The sequence below is a fragment of the Lysobacter sp. CA196 genome (assembly GCF_052078695.1).
In the GTDB taxonomy this organism is placed as follows: domain Bacteria; phylum Pseudomonadota; class Gammaproteobacteria; order Xanthomonadales; family Xanthomonadaceae; genus Lysobacter.
The window spans coordinates 77,663-91,230 of the sequence record NZ_JBQJIN010000007.1 but is presented as its reverse complement, the minus strand read 5'-3'; the positions used below and the strand labels follow the sequence as shown (position 1 = coordinate 91,230).

Below are 13,568 nucleotides of genomic sequence, written 5' to 3'. Positions count from 1 at the left end.
GCACTCGTGCAAGCCCACGGCGGCGGGTGCAGAATCCTTCGCAATGCGCCTACCGCCGACCGACGCCAGCATCCGCCCCTACCTGTTGAGCGACTGGCCGCGTCTGTGCGAAATCCACGATCGCGCGCGCCTGGACGAACTGCGGCTCAGCGCCGACGTCGCCGCCTTCCGCAGCCTGGCGCGCACCGCGCACAGCGAGGGTTTATTCGACGGCCGCCTCGACGTGGCCTCGATCGACACCCTCGTGCAAGGCTTCGTCGCCTTCAAACGCAATTCCTTGAACTGGCTGTACGTGCACCCGGACTGCTACGGCCGCGGCGTCGGCCGCCGCCTGCTGCGGCACGCACTCGCCGAGGCCGGTCCGGTGGTGACGACATTGGCGCTGGCCGGCAACGAACCGGCCCTGCGCCTGTATCGCTCGGAAGGTTTCGTCGAGATCGAACGCCGCCCCGGCTGGCTCGCCGGCAGCGAACAATTCCCGAGCGTCGGCGTGTTGCTCGAACTGCGCCGCTGATCAGACCGGCTTGATCACCATCAGCCAGAAGATCGTCATCACGCTGAGAAAAGCCGGCCAACCGAGCCAGAACCACCAGCGCATGGTGCGCCGGTAGGCTTCCGACAAGGGCGCGCCCAGCGCCGCGGCCTCGACCGCCAGGCGCCGCGCCCGCGCTTGCAGCCACAGCACCGGCAACCAGCAGGCGCCGACCACGAAGAACAGCAGCAGCGCGGTCTTCAGCCAGAACACCGAGAACGGAATGCCGAGCCGCCAAGTCAGCCACATGCCGCTGACGAACTGCACGATCACCGCCGGCGCGGTGAAGCAGGCGTCGGCGATCACCACCGTGCGCGCGGTCTCGGCGATGACCTTGGGATCGCCGCGCCGATGCGCGATCCAGAAGAAGAATGCGATGCCCAGGCCGGTGCCGAACAGCAGGGTCGACGACAGGATATGGATCCACTTCACCCACAGGTAGTCCATGCTCATCTCCGGTCCGCGAGCACCCAGGCCACCGCGAGCGCCGGCAGCACGAGCAGATTCTTCGCCAGCCCGCCGAGCGGGTCCAGCCATTGCGCCGGCAGCAACAGGCCGAAAGCGAGCGTGTAGGCGAGCACGCTGAGCCCCATCAGGCCGAGCACCGGACGCGGACGCCAACCGATCAGCAAGGCCAAGGCGAGCAGCGCGTCGAGCGAGGCGGTCGCGCGCGCCAACAGCACCGGCTGCCAATGCTGCATCGGCGAACCCGCGGCCAGCGCTTCGATCGTCGCCGCCGGGGTCAGCCATCCGGCCACGGCCGAGATCAGCCACAGCGCGACGATGGCGATGCGCAGGGTCGGCGCGAGGAAATACAGCTGCGCCTGCCAACGGTCCTGGACCTGGCTCGGCGTCGCCGCGAGCGCGGTTTCGAGATCGCGCGGCATGTGGCCGAACTCGGCCTGCAGGCGCTCGGGCGCATCGGCGGCGGTGACGTTGCCGCGCCGGAGCATGCGCCACATGGTCTCGCCGACCGGGCCGCGGCCGAGCCGCTCGCCGATGCCGACCTGCAGCGACACCAACGCTTCCGGCACCGCGATCGCGGCCTCGCCATCGATACGCAGCCAGCGCCGCCAGGTCGCCTGGTACTCGCGCAGCGTCATCGGCTGCGGCGCGCCGACGTCGAAGATGCCGCGCCGCTCGCCTTCGACGGCGAGCGCGGCGAGCGTGCCGAGGTCCTCGGCCGACACCGGCTGGATCGCCCAACGCCCGTCGCCGGGCAGCAGATGCCAACCCGGAAACGCCGCCAGCGCGCGCAGCAACGAAGTGCCGCCGTAGGAACCCGACACGGCATAGACGATCGACGGCCGCAGCACCACCGCGTTCAACGGCAGGGCCAGCAAGGCCTCATCGAAACGGTGCTTGGAAGCGATGAAGGCACCGTCCTCGGGCTCGCCGAGCGCGGAGATCTGCACGAAACGCAGACCGTCGGCGGCGACGCAGGCTTGGGCGAGCGCCAGCGGCCCGTCGATGTGGATGGCCTGGAAGGTCTCGCTGCCGGTCTCGCGCAGGATGCCGGCGACATTGACCACCGCATCGACCCCGCGCAGGGTGTCGCGCCAGGCCTCGGGCGTGGTCATCCGGGTCAGGTCGGCTTCGCGCTCGTCGGCGCGCAGGGCGCGGCCGCTCGCACGCACCCCGCGCAACACCCGCCAGCCGCGCTCACGCAGCGAGGCGATGATGTAACCGGCGAGAAACCCGTTGGCGCCGAGCACCAGGGCGGTGCCTGGGCTCATGGCGCGCGATGCTTCGGTCCCTGATGCGGGTGCGGTGTCGTCCATGGGGCGACACGTTAGCAGAGCGTGCGCGATACCAGATCGCGACGTGTCCGAAGCCCTCGACCTCAATCCCTCTCCCGTCAACGGGAGAGGGGCTCGGCTTCAGAGAATGTAACGGCTCAAATCCGGGTCCTGCACCAACTCGCCCAGGTGTTCGTCGACATAGGCGCGGTCGATGCTCACCGCCTGGCCGCCGCGGTCCGGCGCTTCATAGCTCAAGGTATCGAGCAGGCGTTCGAGCACGGTGTGCAGACGACGCGCGCCGATGTTCTCCTGGCGTTCGTTGACCTGCGCGGCGATCTCGGCCAGGCGATCCACCGCATCGGCGGTGAACTGCAGGTCCACGCCCTCGGTCTTGAGCAACTCGATGTACTGGGTCGTCAGCGAGGCCTTGGGCTCGGTGAGGATGCGGACGAAATCGTCCTTGCTCAGCGCGCCGAGTTCGACCCGGATCGGGAAACGTCCCTGCAGTTCGGGGATCAGGTCGCTCGGCTTGGCCAGATGGAACGCGCCCGAGGCGATGAACAGGATGTGGTCGGTCTTGACCGAGCCGTACTTGGTGCTGACCGTCGATCCTTCGACCAGCGGCAGCAGGTCGCGCTGCACGCCTTCGCGGCTGACGTCGCCGCCGCTCATGCCGGCTTCGCTGCGCTTGGCGACCTTGTCGATCTCGTCGATGAAAACGATGCCGTGCTGTTCGCAGGCCTCGATCGCCGCGGCGCGCACGTCGTCTTCGTTGACCAGCTTGGCCGCTTCCTCTTCGATCAGCTGCGGACGCGCGGCCTTGATCGGCAGGTGCTTCTTGTGGGTCTTGCCGCCGGACACCTGCGAGAACATCTGCCGCAGCTGCTGGCCCATTTCTTCCATGCCGGGCGGCGCCATGATGTCGACGCCGACGTTGACCGCGGTTTCGATCTCGATCTCGCGCTCGTCGAGTTCGCCGGCGCGCAACTGCTTACGCAGTTTGGCGCGGGTGTCGCTGTCGGGCGAGCTGGTGTCCTGCGCCGGGGTCTCGGAACCGAAGCCGAAACCGCCCGGCACGCGCTTGGGCAGCAGCGCATCGAGGATGCGGTCTTCGGCGCGGTCCTCGGCCTGGGTGCGCACGCGCACCTTGGCCTGTTCGCGGTACAACTTGACCGCAGTGTCGGCGAGATCGCGGACGATCTGCTCGACGTCCTTGCCGACATAGCCGACTTCGGTGAAGCGGGTGGCCTCGACCTTGACGAACGGCGCGTTGGCGAGCGTCGCCAGGCGACGCGCGATCTCGGTCTTGCCGACGCCGGTCGGGCCGATCATCAGGATGTTCTTGGGCATGACCTCGTTGCGCAGGTCGCCGTCGAGCTGCATGCGGCGCCAACGGTTGCGCAACGCGATCGCGACCGCGCGCTTGGCCGCGTGCTGGCCGATGATGTGACGGTCGAGCTCCTGCACGATTTCGCGCGGCGTCATGGTGGCGTGACTGTTGTCGGGTTTCATAGAGGTAAGAAGTGAGTTGAGAGGAGTGAGGAGTGAGCGGATGCGCTACGAACGAAAGAGACGAAGAGGAACGGTTCTACTCACTCCTCACTTCTCTCCACTCGTTGCTACTGGTTGCTACAGTTCCTCGACCACCACATTGCGATTCGTATAAATGCAGACGTCGCCGGCGATGTTGATCGCCTCGGTGGCGATGGTGCGGGCGTCGAGCTGGGTGTGCGCGATCAATGCGCGCGCGGCCGACAGGGCGTACATGCCGCCGGAACCGATGGCGATGATGCCGTCTTCGGGCTCGATGACGTCGCCGGTGCCGCTGATGATCAGCGAGGTTTCCTTGTCGGCGACGGCGAGCAACGCTTCGAGCTTGCCGAGGCGGCGCTCGGTGCGCCAATCCTTGGCCAGTTCGACTGCGGCGCGGGTCAGTTGGCCATGCTTCTCGAGCTTGGCTTCGAACAGTTCGAACAAGGTGAACGCGTCGGCCGCCGCACCGGCGAAGCCGGCCAATACCTGGCCATCGCGGCCGAGGCGGCGCACCTTGCGCGCGTTGGATTTCATGACGGTGTGACCGAGCGTCACCTGGCCGTCACCGGCGACGGCGACGCGACCGTCGCGGCGGACCGAAACGACGGTGGTGGCGTGAAAAACAGTGGGGTTTTGACTGGGATCCATGTGGGGCTCCGAGGTAACCCTGACGAAGTGGGGCTATCGCCGGCCGGTTCAAGCCCCAGGCCGGGAGCGGCGGCGCCGCTCCCGGTTGCGTTCACTCAGCGTAGTCCTGTTCCCGACACTCCGATGGGCCACCGGGTTCGAGTCCGTATTCCAACCAGAAATAGCTCTGCCACAGACGCGCGCTGCGCAGCGGTTTGCCCTTCCAGGCGGTGAAGTGAATGCCTTCCATGCTGCCGCAGGCGCGCAAGGAGCCGGGCGCCACGTCGTCGAATGCGATCATGCCGCTCCACACGCCCTCCGATGCCTTGTCCAGGCGCACGGCGTAGGCTTTCGCAGCCGGCTCGTCAGGGCCGACCGAAGCGTTCTCAAGGCGCTCGCAGGGTTTGGACAGGGCCGAGACCAACTGCCCGCGCAATCGCGTCGATTCCTCATAGACCGGACCCGGCCTGACGATGGTCACCGGGACCGGAAAGCGGGCGATCTTGCGATGGGTCATGACGCAACCGACATTTTCGCGGCCGCCGGCCAAGCCGTAACTTTCGCGCGCGGGCGCCTGCTTCGCCACCGGGGTACTCGCCGCTGCGCCCACCGCCAGCAGAATCGTCAGTACTGACTGCATTACCGTTCCTTGGTTGTAAGAGGAGCGAGATGTTAGTCCGACGGCACGCGCGTTCCCGCACAGCGCAATGGCGAATCGGTCACGCTTGTACAGATGCTGCGAGGGGTGGCGCGGGGCTCGGCCGGGGCAAAGCCAAGAGCAAATCCCCCCTGCCCCCCTTTTCCAAAGGAGGGAACTCTTCGGGAAGGCTCACTACGAATTCTGGCTCGTGCTCTTGGTGAGAAACGCGGGCGAGTTGCGGGTATCCCGAAGCAGCGACAGCGTCATTCGCTCACTCCTCACTCCTCTCCATTCACTTCTCGCCGCCAGGCTTGCGTTTGGCCCGCGGATGCGCGGCGTCGTAGACCTTGGCCAGGTGCTGGAAATCCAGGTGGGTGTAGATCTGGGTGGTGGCGATGTCGGCATGGCCGAGCAGTTCCTGCACGCCGCGCAGGTCGCCCGAGGATTCGAGGATGTGGCTGGCAAAGGAATGCCGCAGCAAATGCGGATGCACGCGCTTGAACAAACCCTGGCGCTGGGCGAGTTGGCGGATGCGCAACTGCACCGCGCGCGGCGTGATCGGCCCGCCGCCGCGTCCCGGAAACACCTGCGCTTCGTTGGCCGCGCCGGTCGATGCTCGCCACTCCCGCAAGGCCGCGCGCGCGTGCGAGCCCAGCGGCACGCTGCGTTGCTTGCTGCCCTTGCCGAGCACAGTGACCAGGCCGTCGTCGAGATCGAGGTCGCGCCAACGCAAGGCGCACAGCTCGCTCAAGCGCAGGCCGGAGGAATAGAACAGTTCGAGCAGCGCGCGGTCGCGCAAACCCAGCGGCACGTCGGTCGGCACTTCGACCAAGGCCTTGGCCTCGTCGGGATCGAGCACTTGCGGCAATTTTCGCGGCGCCTTCGGTGCGCGGATCGCCGCCGCCGGACTCGCGGCCAGCACGCCCTGCTTGACCTGCCAAGCGTAGAAACTACGGCACGCCGATAAACGGCGCTGCAGGCTCTTGGGCGTAAGGCCGCGCCGATGCTCGGCGGCGATGAAGGCGCGCAGATCTTCCGCGTTCAACCGCAACGGCTCGCCGCGACCGCTGTGCTCGCACCATTGCGCCAGGGCATCCAGATCGCGCCGATAGGCATCCAGGGTATGCGCCGACATGCGGCGCTCGACGCGCAGATGATCGAGAAAGGCGTGGGGGGTGCTCATGGCGAAACGGCGGCGTGTCGGCGCGGATCGCGCCCGCGCGCTCGCCTCAGTCGAAGCGCCTGAGCGCGACCGCCAGCGATTCGCCCATCATGCGCAGGAACAAGGTGCCCATGCCGGGGAAGAAGCGGTTGGCGTCGCGGCTGCCGACCGCGATCAGGCCGGTGCCGGGCAGCGGCAGCAACGCGCTGGATTGCACTTCTTCCGCGCGCTCGCCGTACAGCACGATGTGCTTTTCCGGCTGCAGGCGGCCGCACAGCGGTTCGCCGTCGCTCAAGGCGTCGCGGAACGGCTGCAGGCGCGCATCGCCCTCGGCGACGATCTGCAGCCAGTCGCTGTCGCCCAGGCCGTCGATCGGCGTGAACACGACCAGGCGCACCAGGTCGCCGTTGAAACCCTCGGCCAGGCTCGCGGCCATCGCACGCAAGGTGTCGGCCGCGCTGACCTGGCGCAGCAGCGCCAGGGTCAGTTGATGGGTGCGCACCGCCAGGCGCTCGTTCTCCTGGGCATTGCCGAACAGTTCCTGCAGGCGCCGCGACAGTTCGCGGTTCTTGTCGCGCAAGACTTCCAACTGGTAGCTCGCCAGCGACGCCGCCGAGCCTTCCTCGCGCGGCACCACCAGGCTCATCGACAGATCGGGAAACTGCTGCAGGAAACGCGGATGACGACGCAGCCAGTTGGCGACTTCGTGGGCGCTGTACTTGTCGCTCGCTTGCTCGCTGTACTTGTCGGTCATCGGTTCCACTCTCCTTCGAACACGAAAGCCGCCGGGCCCGCCATCGACAGCGTCGCCGCGTCGTCGGGCCAGGCGATACGCAACTCGCCGCCGGGCAATTGCACGGCCACGTCGCGGTCGATCAGGCCGCGTCGGATCAGCACCGCCACCGCGGCGCAGGCACCGCTGCCGCAGGCCAGGGTCTCGCCGACGCCGCGCTCGTACACGCGCAGACGGATGCGATCGCGGGCGATCACCTGGGCGAAGCCGACGTTGGCCGACTCCGGAAACGCATTGCTCGACTGCAACAGCGGGGCAATGCTGTCGAGCGGTGCCGCCTCGACGTCGTCGACTTCGATCACCGCGTGCGGATTGCCCATCGACACCGCACCGAAACCGATCACGGTGTCGTGGATGTCGACCACGTATTGGTCCTGGTAGGCGGTGTAGCCGCGCATCGGGATGCGGGCCGGCTCGAAATCGGGCCGGCCCATGTCGATGCGGTAACGGCCGTCGCCGAGCGGCCACACCGCATGGCGGCCGGCCGGGCTGTCGACGGCGAAACTGCCGTCGCCGGCGCTGGCGCTGGCGCTGGCTGTTGCACCGTCGCGGACCAGCCAGGCGGCGATGCAACGCGCGCCGTTGCCGCATTGTTGCGAGCCCGAACCGTCGGCGTTCCAGATCCGATAGGACGCGACCGAACCCTCGCTGAGCGGGTCTTCGACGGTCAGGATCTGGTCGCAGCCGACGCCGAAGTGGCGGTCGGCCAGGGCACGGCACAATTCGGCGCCCGGCTGGGGCGCGCCGCCGCGCAGATCGAGCACGACGAAATCGTTGCCGGCGCCGTGCATCTTGCTGAAGCGCAGCGGCCCGGTCACGGCGGTCGCGGGCTCAGCCATCGCCCTGCGGCACCGGCTCGGCGGGCTTGGGGTCGGGCTTGCCGTCGCCGTCCTTGTCCTGCGCATCCTTCGCGCCTTCGGCGGCCGGCTGCACGGTATCCATCGGCGGCAGGGTCGGCAGCGAGGTCTTGGCGGCCGGATCGGTGGCGACCGGCGGATTGTTGGCGGTGGAAATGGTCACCGGCACTTCGCCCGGCTTGGCCACGGGCGCTTCCTGCGGCGCGGGCTCGGTCGGCAGGACCAGCGGGCCCTTGTTGCCGCAAGCGGTCAGGGCGAGGGTCAGCGCGGTCAAAACGAGAGGCGTTGCGATGCGTGCATTCATGGGCGAAGTGTAGCCCGCAGCCGGCGTCGAAACGAACCCGCCCGGGGCCACGGCAACCGGCGCGGGTTCAGGCGGGACCGGGGCCCGCGACCGTCGCGCTCAGGTCCGCGGCGGTTCGGGCCGCCTCCACAACCAGACCGCGACGACGGTCATGATTGCGGTGCCGGTCATCGCCATCCACAGCTTCGGCGAGGTCAGGAACATGATGACGGCGCAGACCGACATCATCGACACCGCCAGCCATTTGGAGCGCCGGCTGACCGCACCGTGCTTTTCCCAGTCGCGGATGATCGGCCCGAACTGGCGGTGGCCGAGCAACCAGGCATGCAGGCGCTCGGAGCCCCGCCCGGCGGCGAAGGCCGACAGCAGCACGAAAGGTACGGTCGGCAGGCCCGGCACGACGATGCCGATCACGCCCAGGGCCAGGCTGGCATAGGCCAGCAGCTTCCAGGCCCAGCGGAACCGCACCGTGCGGCCCTTCGACGATGCGGGCCGGCCCTCACCCACGTCCGCGGCGGGCGCGGTCGGCGGCTCGGGGTCGACAGGCGGTGGCGGAAACGGCATGGCGGAAGTATGCGGCGGTCGTGAAGCGTTTGTGGTGGACATGGTGGGTGCGGCCGCGGCTTTCAATCCGCGCCGGCGGCGCAAACGACGACGGCACCGGGGCGGTTGCCGCCGGTGCCGTCGAACGCGGAGCGCGGACGCTTACTTCAGCGAGGGCGCGCTGCCGACCTGAAGTTGGTCGAGCATGAACGCGTACATCTCCGACTGCTCGCGGAAGCGGCGGAAACGGCCCGACTTGCCGCCGTGGCCGGCCTCCATGTTGGTGCGGAACAGCAGCGGCTGCTTGTCGCCGCTCTTGTCGGACGACTGGATCTCGCGCAGACGGGCGACGTACTTGGCCGGCTCCCAGTACTGCACCTGCGAATCCCACAGGCCGGTGCCGACGAACATCGCCGGATAGGCCTGGGCCTTGAGGTTGTCGTAGGGCGAATAGCTGAGCATGTAGTCGTAGTAATCCTTCTTCTCCGGATTACCCCACTCGTCGTACTCGTTGGTGGTCAGCGGGATGCTCGGATCGAGCATGGTGGTGACCACGTCGACGAACGGCACCTGCGACAGGATCACCCGGTACTGCTGCGGCGCCATGTTGGCGATCGCGCCCATCAACAGGCCGCCGGCGCTGCCGCCGTAGGCCGCGACGCGGTCGGGCGCGGCATAACCGGCCTTGACCAACTCGGCGCTGACGTCGATGAAGTCGGTGAAGGTGTTCTTCTTGTTGAACAGCTTGCCGTCGTCGTACCACTTGCGGCCGAGTTCCTGGCCGCCGCGGATGTGGGCGATCGCATAGACCATGCCGCGGTCGAGCAGGCTCACCACGGTGCTGTTGAAGCCCGGGTCGGTCGAAGAGCCGTAGCTGCCGTAGGCGTACTGCAGCATCGCCGCCTTGCCGTTCTTCTCGAAGCCCTTCTTGTAGACCAGCGACACCGGCACCTTGACGCCGTCGCGCGCGGTCGCCCAGAAGCGCTCGGTCACGTACTTCTCGGAGTCGTAGCCGATCACCGGCTGCTGCTTGAGCAGCTTGCGCTCGCCGGTCCGGGTGTTGAGCTCGTAGGTCGTCGCCGGCGTGGTCATCGAGGTGTAGGTGTAGCGCAGCCACGGCGTGTCGTGCTCGGAGTTGGTCGACAGGCCCATCGAGAACGCGGGCTCGTCGGCCTTGACGAATTCTTCCTTGCCGTCCTTGCCGATCAGGCGCAGGCGTTCGAGCGCGTTGGAACGCTCGGCGACCGCGGTGAAGCCGTCGAACAGCTCGAAGCCTTCGATGAAGACGTCGTCGCGGTGCGCGATCCAATCCTTCCATTGCTTGCGCGAACGGGCCCCGTCGGCGGCGGTCACCAGACGGAAGTTCGGCGCTGGCTTGCCGTCGGCGCCGGGCGCGTTGGTGCGGATCACCCAACGGCCGTCGAGATGGTCGGCGTCGTACTCGACGTCGCGCTCGCGCGGTGCCAGCACCACGAATTCCTTCGGGTCGGCGGCCGGCGCGCAGCGCGCTTCGCTCGACACGGTGCTGTGCAGACTGATGCAGATGTAGGCGTCGTCGCGGCTGCGGCCGATGCCCATGTAGAAGCTATCGTCCTTTTCTTCGTACACCAGGACGTCGGCCGAGGCCGGCGTGCCCAGCACGTGCTTCTTGACCCGCACCGTCAGCAGGGTCTCGGGATCGTTCTCGACGTAGAACAGGGTCTTGTTGTCGTCGGCCCAGACCAGGTTCGGCGACACGTCGTCGATGACGTCGGGATAGACCTCGCCGGTGGCCAGGTTCTTGAAGCGGATCTTGTACTGGCGGCGGCCGACGGCGTCGTCGGCCCAGGCCAGGATCCGGTTGTCCTGGCTGACCTCGTAGTCGCCGACGTTGAAGTACTGCTGGTCCTTGGCCATCGCGTTGACGTCGAGCAGGATCTCCTCGGCGCCGTCCATGCTGCCCTTGCGGCGGGCCTGGATCGGATAGTCCTGGCCGGTCTCGAAGCGGGTGTAGTACCAGTAGCCGCGTTCGCGGTACGGCACCGAGCTGTCGTCCTGTTTGATGCGGCCGACGATCTCGTTGTACAGGGTGTCCTCGAGCGGCTTGAGCGGCGCCATGGCCGCGTCGACGTAGGCGTTTTCGGCCTTGAGATAGGCCAGCATCTCGGGGTTCTTGCGCTTGTCGTCGCGCAGCCAGTAGTACTCGTCGCCGCGCTCGGCGCCGTGCGGGGCCTTGACCTGGTGCGGCTTCTTGGCCGCATCGGGCGGCGCGGGCAGGATGGCTGCGGTGGCGGAAAGGGTCGTGGTCATCAGGAGCGTGGCCGCAAGCGTGAGTAGGGTCGGTTTCATATTGGGTCCGATATCGGGATGCGCAACCGCAGGGGCGTGAAGATTCAGCCGGCCCATTCGGGCAGAGCCGTGGCGCAGACGACGACGGGCGCCTGGGCGCCCGTCGGTTCACGCGTCGGCCGGCCCGTCACTGGGCCAGTTGTTCCCACAGGAAGGTGAAGGCCAGCGCGTTCATGTGCGCCTGCTGGGCGTTGTTGGCCGCGCCGCCGTGGCCGCCCTCGATGTTCTCGTAGTAGCGCACGTTCTTGCCGGCATCGAGCATTTTCGCCGCCATCTTGCGCGCATGGCCCGGATGGACGCGGTCGTCCTTGGTCGAGGTCATGAAGATCACCGGCGGGTATTCGCGCTTGGCGTCGAACAGGTGGTACGGCGAGAAGCCCTGGATGAACGACCAGTCGGCGGTGTCCGGATCGCCGTACTCGGCCATCCACGATGCGCCGGCCAGCAGGTGGCTGTAGCGCTTCATGTCGAGCAGCGGCACCTGCACCACGATCGCGCCGAACAGGTCCGGGTACTGGGTCAGCATGTTGCCGGTGAGCAGGCCGCCGTTGCTGCCGCCCTGCACGCCCAGGTGCGGGGTGCTGGTGATCTTGCGCTCGATCAGGTCCTGGCCGACTGCGGCGAAGTCCTCGTAGGCCTTGTGGCGATTGGCCTTGAGCGCGGCCTGGTGCCAACGCGGGCCGTACTCGCCGCCGCCGCGGATGTTGGCGACCGCATACACGCCGCCCTTCTCCAGCCAGCCCTTGCCGATGCCGCCGGAATAGCTCGGGGTCAGCGAGATCTCGAAGCCGCCGTAGCCGTACAGCAGGGTCGGCGCGCTGCCGTCGAGCTTGAGGTCCTTCGGCCGCACCAGGAAGTACGGCACGCGGGTGCCGTCCTTGCTCTTGGCGAAGTGCTGCTCGATCGTGTTCTTGGACGCGTCGAAGAAGGTCGGCATGGTCTTCAACACTTCAGGCGCCTTGGCGCCCTTGCCGACTTCGCCCAGGGCCAGGGTGCTCGGGGTCAGGTAGTCGCTGGCGCTGAGCCAGACCGCGTCGCTTTCGTCGGAGTCGACCGCGCCGACCATGACCGTGCCGAACGCCGGCGCGCCGGCGAAGGCCTCGCGCTTCCACTCGCCCTCGCCCGGGGTCAGCACGCTGAGCTTGTACTTGACGTCGTCGAGCACGTTCAGGATCAGGTGATGACGGGTCCACACCGCATTCGCCAGCGAGGTGGTTTCGGTCGGGGTGAACAAACGGGTGAAGTCGCGCTTGCCGGCCTGGAAGTCGTCGAACTTGATCGCGATCAGGCTGCCGGACACGTATTTCTTGCCGCCGGCCTCATAGGGATCGCGCAGCTCGGCGATCAGCCATTCGCGGTGGACGTATTTGTTGGCCGAGTTCGGCAGGTCGATCTTGCCGAGCTTGCCGTCGGCGCTGCGCAGGTACAGCTCGTCGTTATAGAAAGCGAGGGTGCGCTGGACGAAATCGCGCTCGAAGCCCGGGGTCTGATCGTGTACGGCGCCGACCGCCATGTCGGTCGGTTGGCCTTCGTAGACCAGACTGGCCGAGGCCATCGGCGTGCCGCGCTTCCACAGCTTGACCACGCGCGCATAGCCCGAGGTGGTCATCGAGCCGGGGCCGAAATCGGTGGCGACGTAGACGTGGTCGCGGTCGATCCAGTTCAGGCTGCCCTTGGCTTCGGGACGGACGAAGCCGTCCTTGACCCAGGCCTTGGTGGTGAGGTCGAACTCGCGGGTAACGTCGGCATCGGAGCCGCCGCGCGACAGCGCGACCAGGCAGCGCTGATAGTCCGGACGCAGACAGTCGGCGCCGTGCCACACCCACTGTTCGTTCTCTTCGCGGTTGAGCGCGTCGAGGTCGATCACGGTCTCCCACTTCGGCTGGTCCTTGCGATATTCCTCGAGCGTGGTGCGGCGCCACAGGCCGCGCTGATGCTGCGCGTCCTTCCAGAAGTTGTAGTAGTAGGCGCCGATCTTTTCGACGCCGGGGATCTTGGCGTTGGAATCGAGGATCGCGCGGATGTCGGACTCGAGCTGCTTGAACTGCGGCGTCGCCGCGAGTTCGGCCTCGGTCTTGGCGTTGCGCGCCTGCACCCATTCGAGCGAGCGCTTGCCCTCGACCTCTTCGAGCCAGGCGTAGGAATCGTTCATGGCGGCCTCCTTGGCGGGTGCGGCACCGGAGGCCGAGGCGGCGGCGATACCTGCTGCGAACAGCAAGGATTGACAGGTCTGCGACATCGAGGACATGGCTCATCCGGTGCAAAGGAAGGCCGCCACGCTAGCACAGGGCCGCGCGGCCGCTGCCCTGCCCAAGGTCATGTAGGGAGTTGCCGGGTTTGGCGCGTTGCGGGGCCACGGCCGGACTCGAACCGCGCCGCGGCGGCGCCCCGGGGCAGACGCCCGGGGCGGGCGCTCAGGACCGCCGTTGAACGCCGGCGGGCGGAGCGCTTGGGGCGCGGATTCGGGGAGCCGATTGGGTCGTCGGTCTGGGCCGCCGGCTCCGGCC

The 13,568-nt window shown here is 67.6% G+C and carries 13 protein-coding genes; 1 reads left to right on the top strand and 12 read right to left on the bottom strand.

What is annotated here, in order from left to right; genetic code table 11:
• The first annotated feature begins 43 nt into the window (after nucleotides 1–43).
• Nucleotides 44–514 carry a GNAT family N-acetyltransferase gene (locus ACTOWK_RS08905; protein WP_441329818.1) on the top strand — a complete coding sequence of 157 codons (471 nt, stop codon included), beginning with the start codon at nucleotides 44–46 and terminating at the stop codon, nucleotides 512–514.
• Here the strand turns inward: ACTOWK_RS08905 and ACTOWK_RS08900 are convergent, their stop codons facing one another.
• The 12 genes from ACTOWK_RS08900 to ACTOWK_RS08845 form a co-directional block, all read right to left on the bottom strand.
• Nucleotides 515–979, bottom strand: a complete 465-nt coding sequence (locus ACTOWK_RS08900; RefSeq protein WP_441329817.1) for a DUF2269 family protein — start codon at nucleotides 977–979, stop codon at nucleotides 515–517.
• A gap of 2 nt (nucleotides 980–981) precedes the next feature.
• Nucleotides 982–2,268 (bottom strand): DoxX-like family protein, encoded by a 1,287-nt coding sequence (locus ACTOWK_RS08895; RefSeq protein ID WP_441329816.1) that lies wholly within the window; start codon nucleotides 2,266–2,268, stop codon nucleotides 982–984.
• 144 nt (nucleotides 2,269–2,412) lie between these two features.
• Nucleotides 2,413–3,759: an ATP-dependent protease ATPase subunit HslU gene (gene hslU / locus ACTOWK_RS08890; protein WP_441329815.1), complete on the bottom strand. Its 1,347-nt coding sequence runs from the start codon at nucleotides 3,757–3,759 to the stop codon at nucleotides 2,413–2,415.
• A gap of 144 nt (nucleotides 3,760–3,903) precedes the next feature.
• Entirely contained in the window at nucleotides 3,904–4,455 is a 552-nt protein-coding gene (hslV, locus tag ACTOWK_RS08885; protein WP_441329814.1) for an ATP-dependent protease subunit HslV, read from the bottom strand.
• 91 nt (nucleotides 4,456–4,546) lie between these two features.
• A complete protein-coding gene (locus ACTOWK_RS08880) occupies nucleotides 4,547–5,074 on the bottom strand; it encodes a hypothetical protein (protein WP_441329813.1) in 528 nt (175 codons plus the stop codon).
• Between the two features lie 292 nt (nucleotides 5,075–5,366).
• On the bottom strand, nucleotides 5,367–6,257 hold the full coding sequence (gene xerC, locus ACTOWK_RS08875; RefSeq protein ID WP_441329812.1) for a tyrosine recombinase XerC: 891 nt from the start codon (nucleotides 6,255–6,257) through the stop codon (nucleotides 5,367–5,369).
• Between the two features lie 46 nt (nucleotides 6,258–6,303).
• Nucleotides 6,304–6,990: a DUF484 family protein gene (locus ACTOWK_RS08870; protein WP_441329811.1), complete on the bottom strand. Its 687-nt coding sequence runs from the start codon at nucleotides 6,988–6,990 to the stop codon at nucleotides 6,304–6,306.
• Nucleotides 6,987–7,868: a diaminopimelate epimerase gene (dapF, locus tag ACTOWK_RS08865; RefSeq protein WP_441329810.1), complete on the bottom strand. Its 882-nt coding sequence runs from the start codon at nucleotides 7,866–7,868 to the stop codon at nucleotides 6,987–6,989. The genes ACTOWK_RS08870 and dapF overlap by 4 nt, the downstream gene beginning before the upstream one ends.
• Nucleotides 7,861–8,190: an LPS translocon maturation chaperone LptM gene (gene lptM / locus ACTOWK_RS08860; RefSeq protein ID WP_441329809.1), complete on the bottom strand. Its 330-nt coding sequence runs from the start codon at nucleotides 8,188–8,190 to the stop codon at nucleotides 7,861–7,863. Before lptM ends, dapF begins: the two co-directional genes overlap by 8 nt.
• A gap of 99 nt (nucleotides 8,191–8,289) precedes the next feature.
• Nucleotides 8,290–8,754, bottom strand: a complete 465-nt coding sequence (locus ACTOWK_RS08855; RefSeq protein WP_441329808.1) for a YbaN family protein — start codon at nucleotides 8,752–8,754, stop codon at nucleotides 8,290–8,292.
• Nucleotides 8,755–8,895: 141 nt separating this feature from the next.
• Nucleotides 8,896–11,061, bottom strand: coding sequence for a S9 family peptidase (locus ACTOWK_RS08850; protein ID WP_441329807.1), 2,166 nt, complete (start codon nucleotides 11,059–11,061; stop codon nucleotides 8,896–8,898).
• Between the two features lie 127 nt (nucleotides 11,062–11,188).
• The gene (locus ACTOWK_RS08845) at nucleotides 11,189–13,309 is read right to left on the bottom strand and encodes a prolyl oligopeptidase family serine peptidase (protein ID WP_441329806.1); all 2,121 of its coding nucleotides are present in this window, start codon (nucleotides 13,307–13,309) and stop codon (nucleotides 11,189–11,191) included.
• Nucleotides 13,310–13,568: the final 259 nt, after the last annotated feature.

What these genes read in the sequence shown, in the direction of transcription:
- ACTOWK_RS08880 (WP_441329813.1), bottom strand. Translation starts at nt 5,074, where the DNA reads ATGCAGTCAGTACTGACGATTCTGCTGGCGGTGGGCGCAGCGGCGAGT.
- ACTOWK_RS08870 (WP_441329811.1), bottom strand. Translation starts at nt 6,990, where the DNA reads ATGACCGACAAGTACAGCGAGCAAGCGAGCGACAAGTACAGCGCCCAC.
- ACTOWK_RS08900 (WP_441329817.1), bottom strand. Translation starts at nt 979, where the DNA reads ATGGACTACCTGTGGGTGAAGTGGATCCATATCCTGTCGTCGACCCTG.
- ACTOWK_RS08845 (WP_441329806.1), bottom strand. Translation starts at nt 13,309, where the DNA reads ATGTCCTCGATGTCGCAGACCTGTCAATCCTTGCTGTTCGCAGCAGGT.
- ACTOWK_RS08855 (WP_441329808.1), bottom strand. Translation starts at nt 8,754, where the DNA reads ATGCCGTTTCCGCCACCGCCTGTCGACCCCGAGCCGCCGACCGCGCCC.
- hslU (WP_441329815.1), bottom strand. Translation starts at nt 3,759, where the DNA reads ATGACGCCGCGCGAAATCGTGCAGGAGCTCGACCGTCACATCATCGGC.
- dapF (WP_441329810.1), bottom strand. Translation starts at nt 7,868, where the DNA reads ATGGCTGAGCCCGCGACCGCCGTGACCGGGCCGCTGCGCTTCAGCAAG.
- ACTOWK_RS08850 (WP_441329807.1), bottom strand. Translation starts at nt 11,061, where the DNA reads ATGAAACCGACCCTACTCACGCTTGCGGCCACGCTCCTGATGACCACG.
- ACTOWK_RS08895 (WP_441329816.1), bottom strand. Translation starts at nt 2,268, where the DNA reads ATGAGCCCAGGCACCGCCCTGGTGCTCGGCGCCAACGGGTTTCTCGCC.
- lptM (WP_441329809.1), bottom strand. Translation starts at nt 8,190, where the DNA reads ATGAATGCACGCATCGCAACGCCTCTCGTTTTGACCGCGCTGACCCTC.
- xerC (WP_441329812.1), bottom strand. Translation starts at nt 6,257, where the DNA reads ATGAGCACCCCCCACGCCTTTCTCGATCATCTGCGCGTCGAGCGCCGC.
- hslV (WP_441329814.1), bottom strand. Translation starts at nt 4,455, where the DNA reads ATGGATCCCAGTCAAAACCCCACTGTTTTTCACGCCACCACCGTCGTT.
- ACTOWK_RS08905 (WP_441329818.1), top strand. Translation starts at nt 44, where the DNA reads ATGCGCCTACCGCCGACCGACGCCAGCATCCGCCCCTACCTGTTGAGC.